Annotated in this window: 19 protein-coding genes and 1 pseudogene; 11 read left to right on the top strand and 9 right to left on the bottom strand. The window is 45.8% G+C overall.

What is annotated here, in order from left to right; translation table 11 throughout:
• Nucleotides 1-45: 45 nt before the first annotated feature.
• The 4 genes from C943_RS21660 to C943_RS22175 all read right to left on the bottom strand — a co-directional run bounded on the left by C943_RS21660 (nucleotide 46) and on the right by C943_RS22175 (nucleotide 1,074).
• Entirely contained in the window at nucleotides 46-198 is a 153-nt protein-coding gene (locus C943_RS21660; RefSeq protein ID WP_008623875.1) for a DUF4295 domain-containing protein, read from the bottom strand.
• A 40-nt stretch (nucleotides 199-238) separates the two neighbouring features.
• Entirely contained in the window at nucleotides 239-421 is a 183-nt protein-coding gene (gene rpmG, locus C943_RS02585; protein ID WP_040478783.1) for a 50S ribosomal protein L33, read from the bottom strand.
• Between the two features lie 35 nt (nucleotides 422-456).
• A complete protein-coding gene (gene rpmB, locus C943_RS02580) occupies nucleotides 457-699 on the bottom strand; it encodes a 50S ribosomal protein L28 (RefSeq protein ID WP_008623873.1) in 243 nt (80 codons plus the stop codon).
• Nucleotides 700-915: 216 nt separating this feature from the next.
• Complete coding sequence (locus C943_RS22175) at nucleotides 916-1,074, bottom strand: C1orf53 family protein (protein ID WP_008623872.1); 159 nt, start codon at nucleotides 1,072-1,074, stop codon at nucleotides 916-918.
• Nucleotides 1,075-1,162: 88 nt separating this feature from the next.
• Here C943_RS22175 and rocD point away from each other — a divergent pair, with 88 nt between their 5' ends.
• From rocD to C943_RS02530, 10 genes and pseudogenes are all read left to right on the top strand, one after another.
• Nucleotides 1,163-2,443 (top strand): ornithine--oxo-acid transaminase, encoded by a 1,281-nt coding sequence (gene rocD / locus C943_RS02575; protein WP_008623871.1) that lies wholly within the window; start codon nucleotides 1,163-1,165, stop codon nucleotides 2,441-2,443.
• 104 nt (nucleotides 2,444-2,547) lie between these two features.
• Nucleotides 2,548-3,206, top strand: a pseudogene (locus C943_RS02570) (HAD family hydrolase).
• A gap of 333 nt (nucleotides 3,207-3,539) precedes the next feature.
• Nucleotides 3,540-4,625 (top strand): 6-bladed beta-propeller, encoded by a 1,086-nt coding sequence (locus C943_RS02565; protein ID WP_008623867.1) that lies wholly within the window; start codon nucleotides 3,540-3,542, stop codon nucleotides 4,623-4,625.
• Between the two features lie 450 nt (nucleotides 4,626-5,075).
• On the top strand, nucleotides 5,076-6,290 hold the full coding sequence (locus tag C943_RS02560) for a porin (protein WP_008623866.1): 1,215 nt from the start codon (nucleotides 5,076-5,078) through the stop codon (nucleotides 6,288-6,290).
• A gap of 194 nt (nucleotides 6,291-6,484) precedes the next feature.
• Nucleotides 6,485-7,456: a porphobilinogen synthase gene (gene hemB, locus C943_RS02555; protein WP_008623865.1), complete on the top strand. Its 972-nt coding sequence runs from the start codon at nucleotides 6,485-6,487 to the stop codon at nucleotides 7,454-7,456.
• Between the two features lie 548 nt (nucleotides 7,457-8,004).
• Nucleotides 8,005-9,309 carry an ammonium transporter gene (locus C943_RS02550; protein ID WP_008623862.1) on the top strand — a complete coding sequence of 435 codons (1,305 nt, stop codon included), beginning with the start codon at nucleotides 8,005-8,007 and terminating at the stop codon, nucleotides 9,307-9,309.
• 132 nt (nucleotides 9,310-9,441) lie between these two features.
• A complete protein-coding gene (locus C943_RS02545; RefSeq protein WP_008623861.1) occupies nucleotides 9,442-10,626 on the top strand; it encodes a porin in 1,185 nt (394 codons plus the stop codon).
• A 299-nt stretch (nucleotides 10,627-10,925) separates the two neighbouring features.
• Complete coding sequence (locus tag C943_RS02540; RefSeq protein WP_169334599.1) at nucleotides 10,926-11,225, top strand: hypothetical protein; 300 nt, start codon at nucleotides 10,926-10,928, stop codon at nucleotides 11,223-11,225.
• 194 nt (nucleotides 11,226-11,419) lie between these two features.
• Nucleotides 11,420-11,755, top strand: a complete 336-nt coding sequence (locus C943_RS02535) for a hypothetical protein (RefSeq protein ID WP_157198408.1) — start codon at nucleotides 11,420-11,422, stop codon at nucleotides 11,753-11,755.
• Between the two features lie 156 nt (nucleotides 11,756-11,911).
• Nucleotides 11,912-12,220: a hypothetical protein gene (locus C943_RS02530; RefSeq protein ID WP_008623858.1), complete on the top strand. Its 309-nt coding sequence runs from the start codon at nucleotides 11,912-11,914 to the stop codon at nucleotides 12,218-12,220.
• Nucleotides 12,221-12,242: 22 nt separating this feature from the next.
• Here the strand turns inward: C943_RS02530 and C943_RS02525 are convergent, their stop codons facing one another.
• From C943_RS02525 to C943_RS02505, 5 genes are all read right to left on the bottom strand, one after another.
• Nucleotides 12,243-12,617 carry a co-chaperone GroES gene (locus tag C943_RS02525; RefSeq protein WP_008623857.1) on the bottom strand — a complete coding sequence of 125 codons (375 nt, stop codon included), beginning with the start codon at nucleotides 12,615-12,617 and terminating at the stop codon, nucleotides 12,243-12,245.
• A 123-nt stretch (nucleotides 12,618-12,740) separates the two neighbouring features.
• Nucleotides 12,741-14,660 (bottom strand): molecular chaperone DnaK, encoded by a 1,920-nt coding sequence (dnaK, locus tag C943_RS02520; protein WP_008623856.1) that lies wholly within the window; start codon nucleotides 14,658-14,660, stop codon nucleotides 12,741-12,743.
• A gap of 337 nt (nucleotides 14,661-14,997) precedes the next feature.
• Nucleotides 14,998-15,747 (bottom strand): DUF6733 family protein, encoded by a 750-nt coding sequence (locus tag C943_RS02515; protein ID WP_040478781.1) that lies wholly within the window; start codon nucleotides 15,745-15,747, stop codon nucleotides 14,998-15,000.
• 370 nt (nucleotides 15,748-16,117) lie between these two features.
• Nucleotides 16,118-17,185 (bottom strand): DUF4249 domain-containing protein, encoded by a 1,068-nt coding sequence (locus tag C943_RS02510; protein WP_040478779.1) that lies wholly within the window; start codon nucleotides 17,183-17,185, stop codon nucleotides 16,118-16,120.
• Nucleotides 17,182-19,533, bottom strand: coding sequence for a TonB-dependent receptor (locus C943_RS02505; RefSeq protein WP_211208857.1), 2,352 nt, complete (start codon nucleotides 19,531-19,533; stop codon nucleotides 17,182-17,184). Before C943_RS02505 ends, C943_RS02510 begins: the two co-directional genes overlap by 4 nt.
• Before the next feature lie 285 nt (nucleotides 19,534-19,818).
• On the opposite strand from C943_RS02505, the gene C943_RS02500 reads away from it, so the two are divergent.
• Nucleotides 19,819-22,602 (top strand): TonB-dependent receptor, encoded by a 2,784-nt coding sequence (locus C943_RS02500; protein WP_008623850.1) that lies wholly within the window; start codon nucleotides 19,819-19,821, stop codon nucleotides 22,600-22,602.
• The last annotated feature ends 25 nt before the right edge of the window (nucleotides 22,603-22,627 follow it).

Here is a 22,627-nt window from a genome sequence, read left to right as displayed (position 1 = left end):
CATTGTCTGAAGGGACTCTTGACCGTAGCCAATGGCTTTGGGTTTTTATTTTTTCAATGTTTCCTGAACCATTGTGGAAGGAACCATCTCTTCTCTGAAGGTGTAAGCACCGGTTTTTTCAGACTTTACAGCCTTGATCACTTTGGCGTATGTGACACCACCTTCTTTTTTCAGGGTCGCAACAACTTTCTTTGCCATTTTTTGAAGGGTTTATGTACGGATGCCGTACCGTAGGATATTACTTGATTTCTTTGTGAACCGTCACTTTCTTCATGATCGGATTGAATTTCTTCAATTCCAACCTTGTAGTGGTGTTTTTACGGTTTTTGGTAGTGATGTACCTGGAAGTTCCAGGAAGACCGGAAGCTTTGTGCTCGGTGCATTCCATGATCACTTGAACTCTGTTACCTTTCTTAGCCATCGCTGTATGTATTTAAATGGTAAACTTCCTGTTGATTACTTGATGACAAACATTCCCTTGGCCTGAGCTTCCTTCAACACAGCGCTGATGCCTTTTTTGTTGATGGTTTTCAAAGCCGAAGTACAAACCTTCAACGTGATCCAAGCATCTTCTTCAGGGATGTAGAATTTCTTCTTGTGCAAGTTTGGATAAAACTTACGCTTGGTCTTGTTGTTTGCGTGAGATACGTTGTTACCCGTTCTTGGCGTTTTCCCGGTGATGTCACAAACTTTTGCCATGATATATGAGCGTGTTTTGAGAGACGATTTTTGAATTGAGTTTGCAAATATCGGAGTTTTGTGGGAATTACCAACAAGCGACTCTGAAAAAATTTGGCAAATTCCTGCATTTCATCCGATTCCGTTTCAGGATTGCCTAGTGAAATGTAGCCACGAAGTCCTTTCGGGATTTTTTGTATTGGCCACGGCAAAAAACGACAGATAAAGACGCGCCTGCTATTTTTCCCGATAGGGACAATGTCTGCAGCCGCTGCCGCAGCAATATCCCCGCCTGAGATGGTACTTTTCGGTAAAAACCATCAATCCTTTTTCGTTGAAGTAGTAGTCTCCCGGGCGGAGGGTTTGTGGCTTTTCGGGCTTCTTTTTGGGATGCATAATGAGACTCAATCGGGCATTCACTATATTTGCCTGCGAAAATGCGAGGTCGGTGGCGCTCGGTAACGGACCCAAAAATACCAAATTTATGATGGAAACAATCAATTCTAGCAAGCAGGCCATAGCCTTGGAAGACAAATATGGCGCACACAACTACCATCCACTTCCAGTAGTGCTTAGCCGTGGGGAAGGGGTATACCTGTGGGATGTCGAGGGCAAGCGCTACTTCGATTTTCTATCTGCCTACTCTGCCGTCAACCAAGGACACTGCCATCCCCGCATCAAAGATGCACTCATTGAGCAGGCCGGCACACTGACGCTGACTTCGAGGGCCTTTTATAACGACGTCTTGGGCCCATTTGAAAAATACATCACGGAGTACTTTGGCTTTGACAAGGTGCTCCCCATGAATACCGGCGCAGAAGGCGTGGAGACCGCCATCAAAATAGCCCGCAAATGGGGCTATGAAAAGAAAGGCGTGGCCGAGGGCCAAGCCAAAATCATCGTGGCCGAGCAAAACTTTCATGGCAGGACGTCGACGATCATTTCCTTTTCTTCCGATACCAACGCACGGAAAAATTTCGGTCCCTACATGCAGGGATTTGTGCGCATACCATATGATAACGTAGAAGCGCTGCAAGCTGCTTTGGAAGATGAAAATGTAGTCGCTTTTCTCGTAGAGCCAATTCAGGGAGAAGCAGGAGTATATACCCCTGCAGAAGACTACCTGCGTCGGGTAGCCGAATCATGTCGCTCCAAAAATGTCCTGTTCATCGCCGATGAGATCCAAACAGGCATCGCCAGGACCGGGTCTCTTTTGGCCGTCTGTGGCAACTGTACTTGCTCGGGCCATTGCGAGCGCCAAAGCACCTACACCAAACCGGACATCTTGATCCTTGGCAAAGCCATTTCCGGCGGCTTCTATCCCGTATCAGCAGTCTTGGCAGACAACCACATCATGGAAGTCATCAAGCCCGGTACGCATGGGTCCACCTTTGGAGGCAACCCGCTCGGTGCCAAAGTCGCCATGACGGCACTCGAAGTGGTAAGGGACGAAAAACTCGCCCAAAACGCCCGCAAGCTCGGCAAAATCTTCCGTCAGCGCATGCAGGTATTGGTGGACAAATACAGCATCCTCAAGCTGGTGCGTGGCAAGGGACTCCTCAACGCAGTCGTGGTCAATGACTCACCTGACAGCAGCACCGCATGGGATATGTGTATGGGCCTTGCCGAAAACGGCCTTTTGGCCAAACCAACCCACGGCAATATCATCCGCTTTGCCCCGCCCTTGGTGATGACCGAAGAGCAGCTCCACGAATGCTGTGATATCATCGAGAAAGTGGTCAGGGAGTTTGAAGGGAAAAAATGATCCAATCAAACTCTTCTATTTCATTCAATGACCCTCTTGGCACAACATAGCCGGGAGGGATTTTTATTTCTATTTTTGCGAGCGATTTCAAACCTATTGTCCTCATGAACAAAGCCGTGATTTTCGATATGGATGGGGTGATTTGCCATACCAATCCGTACCATTCGATTGCCTTCAAGGAGTTTTTTGCCAAGCGTGAGCTGTTTCCGACGGAGGCGGAATTTGCGCTGCATATGTACGGGAAGAGCAATTCCTACATCTTAAGCCATTTCTTGGGCAGAAAGATCGAAGGGCAGGAACTGCTCGAGCTTGAAGATGAGAAGGAAAGTCTTTTTCGGGAGATTTATCGGGAAAAGGTCGATCCAATCGCAGGATTCATGCAGTTTTTCCAGTCGCTCAAGCAGCAAGGATTGCCCACCGGTGTGGCAACATCGGCACCTTTTGCCAATTTGGAGTTGATCGCGGGGACTTTGGGCATTATGCACCAAATGCAATCCATCCTGCCTCTGAACATGTCAGCCATCACAAGCCACACCCAGAGGTATACCTCAAGTCTGCCGCAAAGCTCCAAGTGGAGCCCGAGTTTTGCGTGGTGTTTGAGGATTCCTTTTCAGGGGTCACGGCAGCCAAAAACGCGGGGATGAAGGTAGTCGGCGTCCTCTCTTCGCATACCAAGGAACAGTTGCCACCCTGTGAAGCCTACATCGTGGACTTTTTTGAGATTAATCCAAAATTTCTTACTGAATTAATGTTGCAAAATTGAAATTAATCAGATTCGTTCCTACAGCGTATTTGTTTGGAATTACATTTTTAAAAATAATCTAACTGAAATTTGGTATTTAGTTCTGGGGGGGTATCTTGGTCAAAAATAATCTATTCAAAAGGAGATGGCTATGAAAAAAAACTTTGTTAAAACCTCTATTGCTGTATTGGTATTGACAGCAATGACTTGTTTAGCGCCTTTCGCTACAAAGACTCATGCTACCGTTGGGTGCACGTTTTTATGTATAAATAGTAGATTTCAAGACTGTGTGCTTGTTTATCAAGATGCGGTCGTCGTTTGCATCAACGGACGGGAAAGACCCCCGATTAATCCATGAGAAAATCCAAGATTTGTTTTTTCAAGATGGGTCTCAAGGCCCTATGCCTCTTTACGAGCATTCTTTCTGTGATGTCTTGCGACCCAAAGCCAAGAGGTGGGAACGGAGAGTCTGGCGAAGGTGCTGTTGAAGAACGATACCTGACATCTAAACGGCTCTACGTGCCGGATATGCTTTTTCCGATGGATATTTCCGTTTCAGACAAGCATGGGTGGATATTGATCACCGAAAGGCAATCTCCAAAATGGGTTTCAGTTTTTGATTTTGAGGGGAATCTGATTCATAAGTTCGCGGATGATGGCGAAGGTGCAGCGGAGCAGCTTTCAAGTAAAAAGCTTCAGTGGAAGGAGGAAAACAGGGAAGTCATTCTCTTTGATTTTCACAAGAATTCATTCTTCACCTATAGTGTTGAAAATGAAAAAATGCCGCCAATAGAGCTTGTAGGTTCCACAAAGGTTAATGTGAGTAGGCTAAAGAGTCCCGTCTTTCTTCCGTCTGGAGGGATAATTGACTTCAATACTGATGGCGCTGCCGGTAAACTAATCAATAAATTCGATTCGAATGGAAAACTGATCGCATCTGCCATTGACTATCCAAAGTCGGATTATCCCATGGAGGATTTTCTCTACCCGGAAGCATTTTCGGGTTATATCAATTATTTTCCCTCTAATGGAAATGTATTGGTTAATCTCTTTTTTTCTGATAGGTTGTATCGTTTGGATACTAATCTGACTTTATTGGCCAGTTATACCGGTCCTGATAATTTCCTGCCCGCATTTAAGGGCAAAGATGTAGCAGGCGGGGGGAAGTTGGTTTCACATGATTTTGAGCGCTCCCGTTTCGGGTTCCTTTCTTTGTCGACTATTTATAAGAATACTTTTTTGATAGGTTACCATGGAGGGATGGCGACAGAGGGTGAGCTGATACAAAGGATTATCCAGTTCGATAGTGCCTTGAGACCAATCAAGATATTCAACTTAGATGCACCGGTCAGTAAATTCGCGATTTCTGAAACCGGGTCACGTATTTATGCAATTTTGGATGAATCAGAGGGTTATTTGGTGTATTTTGACATCGAATAAGGGAATTTTCTACGCTGCAGTATAAAATGTGTTTTTGAATGTTTATGATGGCTTCAAAATAGGTTTTTTCCGTTTTTCAATTTATCCATTATCCGCAAGTATCGACACACTTACACCTAAAGCTTTTAAGATTTATGTTCTGAAATCGTCCACGCTTGAATTTTTTTGATATTCGTGGTATTAGTTCTCATCCGGCTTCAGTTAACAATTCCTTAAGTATTTTTTAACATTGGAAATGTTGTTAACACTGGCTTAACATACTGAAATCACCTGTTTTGCCGCAAATTGCTCTCATTTTGAGATTCAGTATTCCTAAATATCACGGAGAAAGACTCGTTTTCATTTTTGTGTTAACAGAAACATAACATCTGCGTCATCATAAAGACATATGAGGGTGCCACTTTTGCAACGCTGTACAATACATTTCTCATTTCTTAACTTATTTTCCCTATGCGAATATTCTTCGCGGGAGCCATCGTTCTATGGACTTTGGCCTTGGGGGACGTTTTTGCAAGGGGCGTCCTGCAAGATTCCGTGACAGAGGTTTCCAAGGAAGCCGTGCCTGTCAAAAAGCAGTGGTTTGAGGCGATTCAATTGCGGGGTTATGCCCAATTGCGGTACAATGGCCTTTTCGAGACCAACCCAAACCTTCAATGTGCGCAGTGCGACCGCTCCTGGGGCGGCGATGGGGGAGGATTCTTCTTCCGTCGGATCCGGATGATCTTTTTTGGGCAAATCCACGAGCGCGTGTACATGTACATCCAGCCGGATTTTGCGTCGGGGGGCAATAATTTCGCCCAAATACGTGACGCATACTTTGACATTGGGCTCGATGAAAAGCAGGAGTTCAGGATTAGGATTGGGCAATCAAAGGTCCCTTTTGGTTTTGAAAACCTGCAATCTTCCCAAAACAGGATTCCCCTTGACCGTGCCGACGGTCTCAATTCGGCGGTATTCAATGAGCGTGACATTGGGGCCTTCCTTTACTATGCGCCAACTGAAATCCGAAAGAGGTTCAGCTCCTTGGTCTCCTCGGGATTGAAGGGTTCCGGAGATTATGGTGTGTTTGGCTTTGGCCTGTACAATGGGCAAACTGCAAATTTGCCGGAAAGGAACAAGAACCTTCACATGGTGGCGCGGGTTTCCTATCCTTGGGAATTGCCGTCCGGACAATTTATTGAGGCTTCATTCCAGGGCTACACGGGCCGATATGTCATCACACGTAATCCGCAAACGGACTTTGACCAGACTGAATTCGATGATTTCCGCTATGGCCCAAGTTTCATCTTGTACCCGCAGCCGTTTGGTATACAGGCCGAGTATAACTGGGGTCGTGGTCCGGAGTTTGACCCATCAACCAACGACGTGGTCGATGCGCCGACGGAAGGTGGATATATCCTCGCTTCTTATATGTACCGTAGGGGTGAACAGGTAATGACACCATTTATGAGGTACCACTATTTCAAGGGCGGGAAGAAGTTTGAGATGGACGCCATGCGGCATCGGGTCAACGAGTTTGAGGTTGGTGTAGAGTGGCAAATCATCAGAGCTTTGGAAATCACAGCTATGTACACGATATCAGATCGAACTTTCGAAAACAGTCTTAAACCTGAAAATCGCCAGAAAGGGAGTCTGCTCCGATTGCAGGCGCAGGTGAATTTCTAATGTTAAGTTTAGTCTATAATAATTGAAAGCAGGCCTCTTTCGGGGCCTGTTTTTTTTGATCTTTTTACTTGGAGAATATTAAAGTAGATATTGTCTCTGCCAGCAGGAGACTTTCAATGTGAATTTTGACAGGGGTGGTTTTTTGGGGTATAGTGGTGTTGTGGTACCTTTGTCCAAGTCAAATCCAAATTCCCATGAACAGAAGACCGAGAAGAAACCGCAAATCCCAAGTTATCCGCGAAATGGTGGAGGAAACCAGGTTGTCGACCAAGGATTTTATTTTTCCCTTGTTTTTGATCGAAGGTTCCCGCCAAAGATCGGAAGTCGCTTCCATGCCGGGGATTTATAGGAATTCTTTGGACTTGATGTTGAAAGAAATCGAGGAATGCCTCCATCTCGGGATCAAGGCATTTGACATTTTTCCTGCTTATCCAGACAGCAAAAAGGACAAATTCGCCACAGAGAGCTACAATCCGGATACATTTTACCTGAAAGCGATTCGTGAGGTAAAGGCTCGGTTTCCGGAGGCGGTGGTGATGACAGATGTGGCGATGGATCCCTATAGTTCCGACGGACACGATGGTCTCGTCGAAAATGGAAAAATCCTCAACGACGAGACATTGGAGATTTTGGGCAAAATGGCACTCGCCCAAGCCCAAGCCGGGGCCGATATCCTCGGTCCCTCCGATATGATGGACGGTAGGGTCGGGCACATCAGGCAGATTTTGGACCGGAATGGATTCAAAGATGTGTCCATCATGTCCTATACGGCCAAATATGCCTCAGCATTTTACGGACCTTTCCGGGATGCATTGGACTCGGCCCCCAAGATGGGGGACAAGAAAACATACCAAATGGATCCCGCCAACTACAAGGAAGCGCTGATAGAGGCAGAGTTGGACACCCTAGAAGGTGCGGATTTCCTGATGGTCAAGCCTGCCTTGGCGTATTTGGATGTGATTAGACTGCTAAAGGATCACAGTAACCTCCCAATTGCAGCTTATAATGTCAGTGGAGAGTATGCGATGATCAAAGCAGCGGGTGAAAAAGGATGGATCGATCCACAAAGAGCCATGCTGGAGTCGCTTTTGAGTATCAAAAGAGCAGGTGCAAGCGTGATTTTGAGCTATTTTGCGAAGGAATACGCCGAGATCGTAAAGAAATAGATGTCTTGAGTGTCATTTTAAACCAAGAAATTCACTTATGGCATACATTGAATGAAAAATGGTTATTGAATAGATCAAAAAATTTAAAGTGGTAGTAAAAATGTGATTTTATGGTTTCATCGATACCCATCCATAAAAAAAATTTAACTTTTTGATAAAAATTTTTTGGTATTTTTTCCCGAAGCCTACTATAAGAAATATTCAATTTCCGATTTTTAGTCTGAGTTCGACTTTGGATTAAAATTCGTTTTTGTTTGCGTCACAAAAATCCACTCCCAATTGGCGGAATCGATTGAGAAGGTTTTGCTTTTCTTTTTATCAGAATAAAATTCCGTTTTTAACACAGAATCGAGAATTTATTAAATATTAAAAAAATCAAATTTTTTTGGCAAAAATTATACATAAAATTTAATAATCAGGCTTTTTGATAAGTATGTTGGCAATAGATGATTTTAAATTTTGATAAAAATGTATTTAGATTAGCATCAAGCTATCGATCAAACCTATATAAAATTTTATAAAAATGTGTTTTACTAAATTTCAAACCTATGAAGTGGATCAATGTAACCCTAGCTCATGTGAGTGAGGACCCCGGAGTCGTCGATTTGACGGCGGAGATTACGCAAAACCTCCTGACGACCAACAATGTCTGGATGATGCTGTGTACCGCAATGGTATTTATAATGCACCTTGGTTTTGCGGGAGTTGAGACTGGCTTTGGTCAGGCCAAGAATACCGTGAACATCTTATTCAAAAACACGGTGACCCCTATAATTGGAATTGCTACCTATGCGCTGATTGGCTTTTTTCTGATGTATCCCGGATTTGAGAGTCCAGGATGGCTTGCTTTCAACCTTTCAGGATGGAGCATGTTCTGGTTCAGTCCAGGGGATGCTGATGTATCTGCGGCCTATGCGAGTGGTGGGTACACATATTGGACAGACTTTTTGTTCCAAGCGATGTTTGCGGCGACATGTGCGACTATAGTTTCTGGCGCGATTGCCGAGCGGGTCAAATTGTCGGCCTATTTGGTATTTACAGTGTTTTTTGTTGGTCTGGTTTATCCCCTTATTGGAAGTTGGCAATGGGGGGGTGGAGCGTTGAAAGCCATGGGCTTTTATGATTTCGCAGGCTCCACGCTGGTCCATTCTGTAGGTGGATGGGGCGCTCTGGCTGGCGTCATCCTCGTCGGGCCAAGGATCGGAAAGTATATCGATGGCAAGGCTGTCTCAAAACCTGGAGCAAGTATTCCGCTGGCCGTGATCGGAACGTTTCTGCTTTGGTTTGGCTGGTTTGGATTCAATGGCGGATCGGTTCTATCAGCAAATCCAGCTTTAGTATCCTCAGTTTTGGTGATTACGAGCCTAGGTGCTACAGCAGGAGGACTTGGCGGATTCCTGGCGGCATATTTCGCTTTCAAACGTCTGGATTTGGGCATGTTACTCAATGGTATCCTTGCAGGACTTGTTGGGATCACTGCAGGTGCAGATGTATTCACTCCGGCCGCGGCACTTCTTATTGGATTTATTGCCGGTATATTGGTGGTAATTTCCGCTGTGATGCTTGACAAATTCAAGCTGGATGACGTTGTCGGCGCTGTTTCTGTTCACCTTACCTGCGGGATTTGGGGGACATTGGCCGTCGGTATTTTCTCAACCAATCCAGACCACAGCTTCCTGACTCAATTGATAGGCGTTGCGATTTGCGGCGCGGTGGCATTCGGGGCTGCGTTCCTGATTTTTTATATCCTGAAAGTTACAGTCGGTATCAGGGTTTCCGAAGCGCACGAGCGCTCCGGATTGGATTCCCATGAGCACGGTATCAGGGGCTATACCATCGTATTTGACGAATAAAAAATCAAGCTACCAACAACTACAACTACTTACAAAGCAAGAACCCTGCCCAAGGAAAAAAACGCGACTCTCTTTCGATTGGGTCAGGGTTCTCTTCAGTCAAACTATGTTTAACCGATAATCAAAACTAAAATGAAAAATTTTCACCTGCTAATAATATGTCTATTATTACTATTTACAATGCCAGTGATCGCCCAGGAAGAGGGTGAAGAAGAAGAGAAAGAGAAAGAGTCAAAATTGACCTTTGCCGGTTCTGCGGATGTCTATTTTAGACGCAACTTCAATGGTCCCACAAAAGGTGAATTTGCACAGGCTCCAGCAACTTCCTTTGGTAATCTCCCCGGAATTGCACTTGGGATGTTCAATTTGATTACCACCTATGAAGGAAAAAACGTTGGCGTAGTCGCTGACTTGGTCTATGGTCCTCGCGGTGAGGATGCCGTTTTTCGTTCCCCGATGAATACCGGGGGCATGGCGGGAAGCTCACAGATAGTCAACCAATTGTATGTGTATTGGAATGTTTCGAAAGCAGTCACCCTGACGTTTGGTAATTTCAATACCTACCTTGGCTACGAGGTGATTTCACCCGTTGGTAATTTCAATTATTCTACATCCTACATGTTTTCCTATGGGCCATTCTCCCACACGGGCCTAAAGGCTGATTTTGCTTTGAGTGAAAAATTTTCTTTCATGGCCGCAGTCATGAACCCTACCGATATGACTGAATTCAACCAATTTGATAGCTATACTTTTGGAGCACAATTGGGGTACACAGGAGACAATGGTAGCACCTATTTGAACTTTTTGTATGGAGACCAAGATGGAAAATTTGATACCGATATTCCTGCCAACACCGGTGCGACATCTGCCGGAACCACATTCCAGGTCGATTTGACAACCGGATATGACTTGACCGAATCACTTTACCTCGGCTTGAACGCTACCTACAATACCGTTGCGCCGGGAGAAGTCTATAACGGGTCCACAATTATCGATGCTACGGGTGACAACTCTGGATTTTATGGAGTTGCGGGTTATCTGCAGGCGGCACTTTCCGAGAAACTCAAATTGGGCGCTAGGGGCGAGTATTTCTCAGTATTCAATACCGGTATAGACGGGGCAATCGGCTTGGACTCCAACGGAGATGGCAACGTTTTCGCATTGACAGTTTCAGTCAATTGGAAAGTGAGCGATAACCTTATGTTGATTCCGGAAATCAGGACAGATAACATGAAGGAGAACTTCTTTCTAAACAACCAGTTGGCGGCATCAAAGAACCTTTCCTCATTCCTTTTGGCTGCGGTATTCTCTTTTTAAGCTGAAATTCAAAAAATTTTTCGAAAAACCTGCTTCCTTTCATTGGAAAGCAGGTTTTTTGATTTTTGGCGAGGCACCTGAATTTTCGGTCTAAAAAGAAGCTGATTTCTCTTTTTTCCATGATTTTTTGGCAAATATTGGGATTGAAAACACCCGTTTTTTCTATAACAAATTTTTATAATCAATATTAAATTTTATTTGAGTATCATTTCAGCAAATAAAAGTCTGTTTTTGGGTAAACTTTTTTCTAGTTTCGCGTGTATATTACTGAAACTGAAAAATCCCAAATCGATCTGAATATGAAAAAGTTATGGATGATAGGTACGGCAATATTGCTCTCGGTAGGTGCAGCAAATGCCCAGGAATGGAATGAGTTGAAAGGTCCAGCGGCTAAGAATTACAAGCCTTGGAAATCACAAGCAAAAAATGTAACTGCCGATGTTCGGTCAGAAAGATCAGAGGCTCAAGGTCCCGAATTCAAAAACCAAAAGCCTTGGAATCAAACTGACGCAACAACGCCAATAGACACCACTTTGGACACGTCAAAAAAGGTGACAGGTCCAAAGGCTAAGAATAAGAAGCCTTGGAAGAATAATTAAGGCTTTGAAACCTTAAGTAAAGCACGCCAAAATGGCGTCTTTTTTTTTGCCGTTTCGCTTGAGGATACTTTTTCGCATTCTTCAACAATTCTCGGCGCTGATGATAAACATAAAGTTTTGCCGCTCGGCATTTGCGTCTTTTGCTTTGGCAATCAATTCATGAAATCTATTCCCAAACCAACTATTCTACTTCCATGAAAACCAACCGGATTTTGTTGCTCCTTTTTGTATTCATTGCTTCCTGTACGGAGATTCCTGAAAACCCCACCGATGGTAGCCTGAGACTGGAATTGGTCTCATCCTTCAGGTACTTGGAGTATCGTATCGCTGCAGAAGCCACCTTTCAGGTGAGGGGCGGTTTTATTCCCGTGGGTTCTGAGTTGCTGAAAGGTCCCCTTGTCAATAACAAGGTGATCGATAACCTGCTGCCAGGCACCTATGTAATCGAGTATTTTGTGGGGGAAAACACCACCCCGACATTCAAGGTTTTTCAGATCATAGCCGGGAAGGAGACTGTGATCTCGCTGTAGGTGGGTACGGCATTGGAATAGACAGTTCAGGGGAGCTCTAGACCGTATCGTCATTATGATAAGTATCCATAATGGAATCCCAGATGGGAATGGGGTCAATCGCTAGGTATTCACAATTTAAAATATTAGTGATAATTTGCCTAAAAAATGCGTAATATGAAACCTAGAATTGTCAGTTTGTTCTTCATTATTGCTCTGATGTCGTCCTGTGTGGATTGGGATGATCAGCCTTTGACGGGGTCGGTATTTTTTACTGTAACAAATACTTCCCAGAATTTCGATTGGGCTATCGCGCCGGTTGACGCGGTATCTATTCCGGAACCTTGGATAAGAGAAGGGAACGTTGGTACTTCATTTACTGTCTCTGAGCTTTTGGGAGGAAATTATGTGATTGTGACTTCAAGAGGCAACCGAAAAGTTTTTCAGGTGATTCCCGGTAGGCAGGTGGAGGTTTTGCTCGATTAGATTCCATGCTGGTGGATGGGCACTATAGTTCTTCCTCCCGCTCCAGCATCAAGATCGAGTGTTGGGGGACGATGTAGTATTTCTCGCCTTCATAGATTACCTCATAGGATCCATTTAGCAGGAAAATTGCAAGATCTCCCTCTTTGGCCTGAAGGGGTATGTATTTAATGTTGTCATCCCGGTCCTTCCAGGGCTCATCATCTTCGACAGGGGTAGGAATCGGATATCCAGGGCCTGTCTTGATGATATAGCCTTGTTGTACCCGTTCCTTTTCTTGGACTCCAGGCGGCAGGTATAGTCCGGAAGAGGTCTTCTCGTCGGCTTTCCTCAATTTGATCAAAACACGGTCGCCAACGATGATCAGCTTTTTGAGTTTGTTGTCTGGGGTCAGTTGCATAAATCTAGAGCATTAAAACCAAGATTCAAGAACAGAGACTGTCTTGACTCTTGAATCTTGGTTCTAAAAAAAGAGACATCCATATCATATATAGATGTCTTCTTTTTCTTGGTTTAGTAATGATTATTTTTTGTCCTCGGAGACTTCTTCGTAGTCCACATCGGATACACCGTCACCGGCATTGCTAGGGCCTTGCTGTGGTCCTGACTGTGCACCGCCTGCCGCGCCTGCACCTTGGCTGGCGTTATACATTTCCTGGGAAGCGGATTCCCAAGCTTTGTTTAGGTTGGCCATTGCTCCGTCAATACCTGCGATGTCCTTGGACGCATGTGCGTTTTTCAAAGATTCCAAGGCTGCGCTGATGTTGGCCTTGTTGCCATCGGAAAGCTTATCGCCAAATTCCTTCAACTGTTTTTCGGTTTGGAAAATCAAGCTATCGGCTTGGTTGAGCTTTTCGATTTTTTCTTTTTCGGCTTTGTCTGATGCTGCATTGGCTTCAGCTTCGCGCTTCATCCTCTCGATATCCTCTTGTGACAAGCCGGAGGAAGCTTCGATCTTGATCTTTTGCTCCTTTCCAGTGCCTTTGTCTTTGGCAGATACGTTGAGGATACCGTTAGCGTCGATGTCGAACGTAACCTCGATTTGTGGTACACCCCTTGGCGCAGGTGGAATGTCGCTCAGTTGGAACCTGCCGATCGAACGGTTGTCTTTCGCCAATGGCCTTTCTCCTTGCAATACGTGGATATCTACCGCAGGCTGATTGTCTGATGCCGTGGAGAACACTTCAGATTTCCTGGAAGGAATGGTCGTGTTGGCCTCGATCAGTTTGGTGAAAACACCACCCATGGTTTCGATACCCAGGGAGAGCGGCGTCACGTCTAGCAACAACACGTCCTTCACTTCACCAGTCAAGACACCACCTTGGATTGCGGCGCCGATCGCCACCACCTCATCAGGGTTGACTCCCTTGGAAGGTTTTTTTCCGAAGAATTTCTCAACTTCCTCCTGAATCCTTGGAATCCTTGTAGAACCACCGACCAAGATTACCTCATCGATGTCTGCTGCTGTCATACCAGCATCAGAAAGGGCCTTTTTGCAGGGCTCCATTGATCTTCTGATAAGCGATTCGGCCAACTGCTCAAATTTCGCCCTGCTCAAGGTTCTCACCAAGTGCTTTGGCCCTGTTTGGGTCGCTGTAATGTAAGGAAGGTTGATTTCTGTAGAGGCAGAGCTTGACAATTCAATTTTTGCTTTTTCAGCTGCCTCTTTCAGTCTTTGAAGTGCCATTGGGTCTTTTCTCAAGTCCATTTGTTCTTCGGCCTGGAACTCCTGGGCAAGCCAGTTGATGATTACCTGGTCAAAGTCGTCTCCGCCCAAGTGTACGTCACCGTTGGTGGATTTCACTTCAAATACCCCGTCACCTAATTCGAGAATGGAAATATCGAAAGTACCGCCACCAAGGTCATACACAGCGATCTTCATGTCCTTGTTTTTCTTATCCATGCCGTAGGCAAGGGCAGCGGCTGTAGGTTCGTTGATGATCCTTTTCACATCCAAACCTGCAATTTGTCCAGCTTCTTTGGTCGCCTGACGCTCCGCATCGTTGAAATAGGCGGGCACGGTGATGACGGCTTCGGTTACGGTTTGTCCCAAGAAATCCTCTGCAGTGCTTTTCATTTTCTGAAGGATCATTGCCGAAATCTCCTGTGGAGTGTAGGACCTGTCGCCGATTTTGATCGCAACGGTGTCGTTTGGTCCCGGTTCAACTTTGTAAGAGGCATGTTTTTTCTCTTCAGAGACTTCGGAGAATTTTTTGCCCATAAATCTTTTCACGGAGGAAATGGTGTTGGATGGGTTGGTGATAGCCTGACGCTTGGCTGGGTCACCTACTTTTCGTTCTCCATTTCCATTGTCAAGAAAAGCCACGATGGATGGCGTGGTCCTTCTTCCTTCTGAGTTTTGGATCACCACCGGTTCGTTACCTTCCATAACAGCAACGCAGGAGTTGGTAGTACCCAAGTCAATGCCTATGATTTTTCCCATGATATTATATTTTTCTAGTTATTGATTACGTGATTGACACAATCCCCATGAGTCAACTCACGTGCCAATGGGCATTACCAGGACTTTTGTGTCAGAATGACAGGATTTGTGACACTTTATTGGGTGTATTTGGAGGCAAAATGGGAAACTTTTGTCTCGAAATGGCAGAGTAGGCGAAACACGAAAGTTACCGAGGGCTGATGGCAAATTCTAAAAAATGAGGTTCCAGAGATTCAGTTTAGGTTTGATTCGAATTTTCATTTTGCGGGACAAAAAAAAATGACAGACTACTATTCAAAAAAAAAAGGCCGGTAGATCACCGGCCTTTATTGGTGTATTAGAAGTTAAAGCCTGTCGTGAGCTTGAAGAAGGAGTCGTTTCCTTCCACCAAGTCAGTACCGAAGGAGAACCTTGCAAATGGGCCACCGCCTGGTTTGGCGAATTGAACGTAAGGACCAAGCCATTGATACACGTCAGAGGATTCTGAGACATTGGAACCTCCCGAATTGATCAAATGCTCATAGTGTGCGCCCAGTGAGAAGAACTGACTGGCACGAAAACCAAAGTTGACCCAATAGTGAATGTAAGCCAAAGTTGTTCCGGGAGGGGTAGTATTGACGGGCGCTTCGTCGCGAAGCGGCGCATAGTAGCCGAAGTAGAACTGACCTTCTGTCTTTTCCCTCAGCAAATTCACTGTAAGGTTTGGAACGATACCGTCACCGAATATGGCTGGGCCGCGTGTTCCTGAACTGAGCAGGTTACCGCCGAGGATACCGATCTGTGGATTGATGGAAAGTCCCTCAGCGGCCTGAAAGTTGGCACCAATACCAAATTCTGTCCAGTTGCCCCAGTTTCCCCCGGTACCCCCTGACCACAAGATGCCGTAGAAGGTGAGCGCGGTTTTGTCCGAAACACCATAAGACCCTTGGAACGTGGGGTAAAATCCGAAGAACTGATCGGAATTGAGTGTCGCAGAGAAGTTAAACTGCTTTTCTTCCTGTGCCAATGCGGGTGCGGCACAGAGTGCTGTGAATACAATGGCTGAAATCGCCATTGCTTTGGTCAAATTTGTAACTGATTTTCTCATAGGTTTTATAGATTTAATAATAATAGGTTTGATTTTTTACTTACTTTTTACAAAAACATGAAAAATGTAAATAATCTGGTTGCTAAAGTAACCACAAAATGAAAAAATCAAAAAAATCGATTGTTTTTATTGATCAATCAAAATATTAAATGATTTTTTGAATATTATTAAAAAAAATTATGATTTAGGTAAGAATTCCGTTTTTGGACTCCCGTTGGGGAAAAGGTCTTGGACCTACATAAAAATCAGCCCTTGCCTAGGATTCAATTTGAACCTTGCCTGTAGTGCGCCTAAATTCCCATTAGATGGTTATTTTCTCGGCGGACGATAAAAATTCATTTTTATGGGTATACTGGATTTCGAATAATCTCTAGTCCTTAAACCACCATTCTGGGGCAGTCGTTGTCCAAGCCCTGCCTTTGGCCCTGACTTCGCATTGGACGCACTCCGCGGCATAGTCTTCGGCCGGTTTGCCTACCACGATGTCACAGGGACGTGTCAGGAAGAATGGTACGTCTGCTGGATTGACATATTTTCGGGTGTATCTCACCCTTGCAACCTCAAAAAAACCAAGTACGATCTCATCAGGGTTGTTTTTGTTGGTGATATTTCCGTACACAGGCGCAGGAGGAATATCGAACAAAGAGCCTCTGTTGTTGACGATGAGATCGATTTTTCGCCAATATTCAAACGCGTCCCGCGTGATGCTGTGCTGCTTCAGACTCACATAAAAAATCCCGATGAACGAATTGTCTACGGCCCGTTTGGCTATTTCCTGACGGGTTTGTCGTGTCCTCGTGGAATTTGCATCGAATAGGTTGATACGGTTGGGATCCATCAAATCTGAGATATAGCATGGATTTGGGGGAGGGGGGCAAAGGCCGACACAAGGTAGCCAAGTGCGTTGCCATTGGTAGGTCTCTTCGGCGGTCCATCGGAAAAAACCTGAATTATCCCCCTCCTGAAAGTTTGTTGTTGCGCTGACAACGAACACCCCTTCTTCAGCCTCCGAACTCAACATTTCCCTGCCAAACCTGAATTCCAGACTATCGACGGCCAATATGGTTGGCATGGTCTGTACGGTACTTTCATAAAGGTCTTTGCCGATGATCACTTCGATGGAATAGCTTTGGCCAGGTGTGCCCTTAAACCCCGCCAGTTGGTATTCGCCGTTTCCGGTGTTGGTATAGCGCAGCCTCCTGCCATCCTGGGTCAGCAGGGTCACCGATGCACCATCTTCCCCTTTCGGGTTGAATCCCTGTAGGTTTGTCCTCGAAATCTCCAGTCGTTGGACTTCATCCGTGTCGTTAACCATGCCATAAATCACCAACTGCCCTCCTTGGGTATCTCCAAAAAAATCCAAGCGATCGATACAACCTCCAAGTACACCGGCCGCCAATAGGAGCAAAAATGTCAATATGCTAGACTTGTTTGTCATTTGGAGGAAAAGTTGACTGTGTACGTAATAGACGGAAATGCGGCACCGAGTATCGCCAATTGATAAGGAACCAATCGCTGCAGCTGACCGTCGCGTTGGAAAAATACCGAATAGGCATTTCTTCTCCCCAACAGGTTATAGACGCTGATATTGATCTTGTCGTCCCAAGCCCTAACGGGGCCATTTGCCAGATACGAAAGATCGATCCTGAAATAGTTGGGAATTCGAAATTGATTTCTGTCTCCAAAATTTGGCACAAAAACACCACCCACTACATAGTTTGAGTACAGGCCCGTTACAGGTCTCCCAGTAGAATAATTGACGTTGATGTTGAAATCACGCTGATTGCCTAGATGGAAGCTGGTCACGAGCGAAAGAACATGTGGGCGATCAAAGTTGGTGGGGAACCAGTCTCCGCCATTGACTTGGATTTCGCGGAAAGGACTGACAGTCCTAATCAGAGATCGGCTAAAGGTGTATGCCAGCCACCCGGTGACACTTCCGATGTTTTTTTGGATCATCAACTCGGCCCCGAAAGCCATTCCCTGTCCCTGAATCAGCTCTGTTTCCAGCTGCCGGTTCAAGAATAAATCCGCAAAATCCCGGTATTCAAGTTGATTTTTGGTTGTTCGGAAAAATCCTTCCAAGGATGCGGTCCACTTGTTTTCCTTCAGGCTGCGGAAGTACCCGACAGAATAGTTTTGGGACCTTTGGGGCAGGATATAGGTCGTGCTGAGTTGCCAAAGGTCAATCGGGGTAGGGCCGGTGGCGTTGGAGATGGTTTGCAGATATTGATTCAGGACCGCAAATCCAGCTTTGAAGGTATTGACTTTATCCCATGTGTACCTCAGGGAAAATCTAGGTTCCAACCCTTTGTAGCCCACTATTTTCCCATTTTCAAAAAACTCATATCCAGTTTGGGTGCTGGTTGATATTGGTAGTCCTTCCTCGTACAAAAACACCGTATCCGGGGCCATCTGCTGGTACATCGAATACCGCAAGCCTGCCATCAGGGTGAAGTTTTCATTCGGGGTCCATTCTGTGGAAACGAAAGGTGCCCATTCCAACCCCTTTTGTTTTTGGATGGATTGAGGTTGGATGCCGGATTGGGGTGTGAATGGTTCGAGTTTTTCGGGCCGCATTTGGTATAGCACTCCCTCGATCCCGCCTTGGAGTACAGCCTTATCCAAAGTCCACAATCCTGAAATTTTTCCTTGATAGTAATACAAGCCATTCTTCACGATGGACGGGTCAATATCCGATGGTTCAAAAAAACCATTGTTGAAACTCCCATAGGCCGCCATTCCTACCAAGGAAAAATCATCCGTGATCAGGTTTCGGCTGGTAATCGAGCTGACAAAATTGTTCCATTCGAATCCGAAATTATTGGAGAATTTGAAGTAGTCACCGGTGTTCAGGATATTCAGATCCAGGTTATTCTTTTGGGAAAATTGGTGGCTGACACCCAGGTACAAGTCATGGAACCGGATGTCGCTAGCCCTGACATCCGTGTTATCAACCTGTCGGAGCAGCCAATTGGCATTGGACCTTCGCGCAGCAGCGATCAATCCTGTTTTTTCCTTGACCAGCGGACCTTCCAGCATCAGCTTGCTCACGCCGGTCCCCAAACTCACGGAGCCCTTCCATGTTTCCTTGTCCCCTTTTCGCATCTCGATGTTCAAAGCTGAAGCACTTCTTCCGCCAAAATTGCTTGGAACTGCGCCTTTATAAAGGGTGAAATTTTGGACGACATCACCGTTGAATGACGACAGGAACCCCAAAGCATGGCTATTACTGAGGACGATGGCCTCATTCATCAAGATCAAATTTTGGTCTGCCTGACCGCCACGGATATTGAGACCTGCCGAGCCTTCGCCTACCGAAGTAACGCCCGGCATGGCCTGCAGTACGTTGAACACATCCGGCTCTCCGAGAAGCGTAGGGACGAGTTTGATCTCGTCGATATTCATCTTGGTCACTCCCGTGATGGGGCTTTTCACGATCATTTCCCTTTCCTCCGATCGAAGCGTAAACATATCGAGTTCAAACTGGAGCCCGGTGAGTTCGGTGTCCAAGACCCCGTCTCCATACAAATCGACCTGGTAGATTTTACCTTGTTTTCCAAAGTGGCGGAAGGCAATTCTGTGTCGCCCCGAATCCAGGGATACGAAATATTGGCCATTCGCATCGGTATTGATTCCGGTGAAAAAGCCATCGATATGCACGGACACGCCAGGTAGCGGTTCGCCTGTTTCGAAGAAAATGACTTTGCCCGTAAGGAAGTATTTCGACTTTTTGGCATTTTCAGGAGCTTTGAAAACTACCTGAGCTTCATCGCTTTGGGCCAAAGTGGTATTTGCAAAAGCGAGCCAGCAAATGAAAAAAAGGGTCCATGTCAATGCTGAATACATAGAATTAATGGCCCTTACCTTTAGAATAATTGTCCGGACGGCCGCTCGAAAAAAAGTTGTCCCTTTCACTAACGATTCTTACTTTGAAACTTTCAAGTTTGGAATTTAAGAAAGACTTACGAGACTGAAACAGTTTTTAAGTATTATTTTGGAAGCGTGTGTTCTTGCTTGGAAATCGAAGAATCCAAAAATAGAGTCTCGAGGAAACTTAAAAAGGGAAGCATGTCTAGATCGGCTTTTGCGTGTTGTTGTTTTTTACTTGTCCTTTTTTCAGGTAGCCCCAATCTGTATGCGCAGGTAATTACAGGCAACGTCAAAGACGAAAAAACGGGACTTCCGCTTCCTTTCGCCAACGTTTTCGTCAACAATACAACCATCGGCGCAGTCACGGACACCAAGGGAAATTACCGTATCAGTGGCGACCTTCCTCCCAATCCGGAGCTTGCAGTCTCATTTGTCGGCTATCATACCAAGTTTAGGAAGATTTCTCTGCAAGGCCGTTCCCAGATCAGTGTCAATTTTGAGCTTTCGCCGAAGGAAGAAGGCCTGTCTGAAGTCATGCTCAAGTCTAAGCGGGACAAACGCTGGGAAAGATACATGCGGCGTTTTGAGCGGGTCTTTTTGGCGGTGCCGGACGATCCTTTTTTTAGCAAAATAGAAATTAAAAATCCTTGGGTGGTGGATTTTGAAGAGGGGCGCATCCCGGGCCGAGGGAAATTTCTGGCGGCCAGCGCATCCCAGCCGATATTGATCGAAAACCGCGCTTTGGGCTACCAAATCGAGTACCATTTGCAGGAATTCGTGGAAATGAGCGGAGGCTTTCACTACTTTGGTCTGGCGAATTTTAAGACCATGGAGCAGTCTATTGATTCGGCCCAATGGGAAATTGCGCGCAACTCCGCCTATTTCGGATCGGTCAAACATTTTTTATCATCCTTGCTTCGAAGGAGAGCCGAGGAGGATGGGTTTAAGCTTTATGAGGTCACGCTCCCTCCCATGGGGCAATTGCGAACCAATCGCTTTGAGGAAGAACTTGGCAGGACTATTCATCCGATGAGAGAGGATTCCACCCTGATCGAGGAGATTCCGGGGGGTATTTATCGCATAAATTGGCCTTCAAAAGTGGAAGTCCACTTTACCAAGAAGTTTTGGATCAATGATTATTATTCCCGGATTTACCATGCAATCAGTTGGCTGGAGGCTCCTGACGGCTATTTTGATGTCGACGCAGCAGGCGTGCTGTTGGATCCAAAGCAGTTGGTTAGATCCGGAAACATGGGCCGTGAGCGAGTGGCGCGGTTTGTTCCCTTTGATTATATGCCTGAGGAGATGGAAAATCCCCTTATGGCCGAGGTGACGCTCCAAAGAGTGGAGGAAGTCAAATGGACCAACTTGATGGAGCGACCCCATCTCAGTCTCAACAAATCGGTATACCATCCGGGTGAAATGATGTGGCTGCAGGCACAGATGCTTTATCAGAACAGTCTTTTTGCGGATACGCTCAGCAGAACGCTCTATGTGGATTTGGTAAATGATCGATTGGAGACAGTCAAGTCTGGGGTCTTTTTTTTGGAGAATGGAACTACTAATGGACAATTCCTGCTGGAAGAGGATTTTCCCGAAGGGAAATATGCCCTACTCGCATACACCAACTGGATGGGAAATTATGAAGGCGGGCGGTATACAGTCAAATACGTTTCCATAGTTCCCAAAGGGAGTAAACCGGCAGTTGCAAATTCGACGGAAGAAGAGGATGACCTGGACTTTGCTTGGACGATTGAGCCGAGTGGAGCGATTTACAGGGACGACTCAAGCGCGACCTGGGGAAAATTTGCTGTTTCAATCAAAGATGCCAACGATCAACCTGTAGAGGCAAAGTTCACTTTATCGCTTGTGGACGCCGAGCTCACATCTTTTGTTCCTAACAAGGACCTCGAGGAGGCGACCGAGTGGCTGTACAAGGCCCCTGATCCCAAAATGATCGAGCCCCAGCCATACAAGATTGAATATGGACTTTCCCTAGCGGGCAATTATTCTGATGGAAGGTCTAGGAATCGGCAACTGGCCGTACCACTAACGGTCGTTGTGGGTGACATGGAGGATTTTGGGATTATTCCCTCGGACAGTTTGGGTTATTTCTTCACGACGGGGATGTTTTTTTATGACAGTACCGAGGTGGCGATCGCTGCATTGGACGAGAGGAGGAAGCGAAAAGGCTCCGTGGAATTGGTCCAGACGGCTCGGCCAGTTCACAAGTTCGAATTTGACACCATGCCGATGCTTTTGGAGGAAATGGGTAACGATGTTTGGACGGATTTTTGGCCGGACAAGGATATCATTGACTTGGAAGAAATCGAAGTGGCTGACCAACGGATACTCACCCCGACTGAAAACAATTATGGGTATGGAAAAGGGGATAAGACCATTGGTCAGGATTTTTTGGAAAGATTTCCCCAAATGAAGGTTGCTGACATAGTCGAAATGAATTTTTCGGGCGGCATCATGATGAGGCAGAACTGGGGATTGGAAACAGGGGGGCCTTTGGTGATGGTAGACGGCCTGCTACTGTCGGGAGAACAGGGACGGGAACAGTTGGAGATATTGATAGCCAGTGAGGTTGAATCGATCGAAGTTTACACCTATGCAGCCGCTGTTTTTGGTACACGGGCAGCAGGGGGCGTGATTTCGATCACGACCAAGAAAGGAAAAACGACAACTCCGAAATCACCCTATGAATTTGACAAAACAGAGTTTCAGGTTTTCAAGCTTCCAGGTTTCACGAAGCCACTAGAATTTCCAAAGATCAGCAACAATGGCGTTCCAATCCCGCCGAGGCCAACCTTGTATTGGAATCCCTCAGCGGGCACGCGGGCGGATGATGGCAAATTTGAGTTCGAAATACCACTTTCGGACTTGACAAAGCGCGTATTCATGAAAATCGAGGGCGTAAATGAAGAGGGATTCCCCTTTAGAAGGATTTTCGAAATCAATGTTGCAACAAAGTGAGATTGGTATAGTATTGTTTTTTGTC

This window comes from Mariniradius saccharolyticus AK6, from assembly GCF_000330725.2.
Classification (GTDB): Bacteria; Bacteroidota; Bacteroidia; order Cytophagales; family Cyclobacteriaceae; genus Mariniradius; species Mariniradius saccharolyticus.
Note: the sequence above shows the minus strand (reverse complement) of the source record. Positions and strands in the feature narration are given on the sequence as shown.

Coding starts and splice junctions, on each gene's coding strand:
- C943_RS21660 (WP_008623875.1), bottom strand. CDS start 198: ATGGCAAAGAAAGTTGTTGCGACCCTGAAAAAAGAAGGTGGTGTCACA.
- rpmG (WP_040478783.1), bottom strand. CDS start 421: ATGGCTAAGAAAGGTAACAGAGTTCAAGTGATCATGGAATGCACCGAG.
- rpmB (WP_008623873.1), bottom strand. CDS start 699: ATGGCAAAAGTTTGTGACATCACCGGGAAAACGCCAAGAACGGGTAAC.
- C943_RS22175 (WP_008623872.1), bottom strand. CDS start 1,074: ATGCATCCCAAAAAGAAGCCCGAAAAGCCACAAACCCTCCGCCCGGGA.
- rocD (WP_008623871.1), top strand. CDS start 1,163: ATGATGGAAACAATCAATTCTAGCAAGCAGGCCATAGCCTTGGAAGAC.
- C943_RS02565 (WP_008623867.1), top strand. CDS start 3,540: ATGAGAAAATCCAAGATTTGTTTTTTCAAGATGGGTCTCAAGGCCCTA.
- C943_RS02560 (WP_008623866.1), top strand. CDS start 5,076: ATGCGAATATTCTTCGCGGGAGCCATCGTTCTATGGACTTTGGCCTTG.
- hemB (WP_008623865.1), top strand. CDS start 6,485: ATGAACAGAAGACCGAGAAGAAACCGCAAATCCCAAGTTATCCGCGAA.
- C943_RS02550 (WP_008623862.1), top strand. CDS start 8,005: ATGAAGTGGATCAATGTAACCCTAGCTCATGTGAGTGAGGACCCCGGA.
- C943_RS02545 (WP_008623861.1), top strand. CDS start 9,442: ATGAAAAATTTTCACCTGCTAATAATATGTCTATTATTACTATTTACA.
- C943_RS02540 (WP_169334599.1), top strand. CDS start 10,926: ATGAAAAAGTTATGGATGATAGGTACGGCAATATTGCTCTCGGTAGGT.
- C943_RS02535 (WP_157198408.1), top strand. CDS start 11,420: ATGAAAACCAACCGGATTTTGTTGCTCCTTTTTGTATTCATTGCTTCC.
- C943_RS02530 (WP_008623858.1), top strand. CDS start 11,912: ATGAAACCTAGAATTGTCAGTTTGTTCTTCATTATTGCTCTGATGTCG.
- C943_RS02525 (WP_008623857.1), bottom strand. CDS start 12,617: ATGCAACTGACCCCAGACAACAAACTCAAAAAGCTGATCATCGTTGGC.
- dnaK (WP_008623856.1), bottom strand. CDS start 14,660: ATGGGAAAAATCATAGGCATTGACTTGGGTACTACCAACTCCTGCGTT.
- C943_RS02515 (WP_040478781.1), bottom strand. CDS start 15,747: ATGAGAAAATCAGTTACAAATTTGACCAAAGCAATGGCGATTTCAGCC.
- C943_RS02510 (WP_040478779.1), bottom strand. CDS start 17,185: ATGACAAACAAGTCTAGCATATTGACATTTTTGCTCCTATTGGCGGCC.
- C943_RS02500 (WP_008623850.1), top strand. CDS start 19,819: ATGTCTAGATCGGCTTTTGCGTGTTGTTGTTTTTTACTTGTCCTTTTT.